This window comes from Micromonospora sp. NBRC 110038, assembly GCF_020884815.1.
Taxonomy (GTDB): domain Bacteria; phylum Actinomycetota; class Actinomycetes; order Mycobacteriales; family Micromonosporaceae; genus Micromonospora; species Micromonospora haikouensis.
In genome coordinates this window covers 1-700 of record NZ_BBOL01000022.1, presented here as the reverse complement: position 1 = coordinate 700, position 700 = coordinate 1, and the positions used below count along the sequence as shown (strand labels likewise).

Annotated in this window: 2 protein-coding genes; both read left to right on the top strand. The window is 64.7% G+C overall.

Annotation, left to right across the window (positions count from 1 at the left end):
- Positions 1-315, top strand: a 315-nt coding sequence (locus LPU61_RS31440; RefSeq protein ID WP_229406984.1) for a hypothetical protein, incomplete at its 5' end; no start/stop codon positions are given.
- Positions 316-435: 120 nt separating this feature from the next.
- The coding region (locus LPU61_RS31435; protein ID WP_229406977.1) for a transposase at positions 436-700 on the top strand (265 nt) is incomplete at its 3' end.

Here is a 700-nt window from a genome sequence, read left to right as displayed (position 1 = left end):
GAGCCGTTCCCTGACGCTGCGTCCATCGAGACCGTGCTGAACGCCCGCCGCAACATGGACGACTGGCAGGAGCAGTACAAAACCGCGCGTACCGCGAACAACCTGGCGGCGGTCCACATCTGCACCGGCGATCTCGAGGCAGCGTTGGCGGCCTGCCAGGAGGCAGAGTCAAAACTGATCGGCATGCTCCAGGAAGGCAACCCGCACCCCGAGCCGCTGACGTTCGCTGGGTTGGCGATGGTGAAATACAACGCGGCTGTCCTGTTCTGGGCGGCGGGCGACTCTGAGAGGGCGGTTCGAGGATCTTTGAGTTGATCTGTGCTGTGCGTTCGGTTGGGGGTCTTTGATCGGGTCCGCCGTTGATAGCCGCCCCTCGATGCCGTGGAATGTGAATCGGGGTCGTGACCTTCGGGTCACGGCGGCGTTAGCCCGGTCATGGGTGATCGGAAGCCGTACCCCAGTGATGTCACCGACGCGCAGTGGGCGCTGATCGGGCCGTTCCTGTGGGCGTGGAGGGCCAGGCGGGTCTCGGTCTCGGGCCATCAGGGCGACTACGACCTACGGGAGATCGTGAACGCGATCTTCTACCAGAACCGGACGGGTTGTCAGTGGGCGTACCTGCCGCACGACCTGCCGCCGAAGTCCGCGACCTACTACTACTTTGCCCTGTGGCGGGACGACGGCACCGACCAGGCGATCC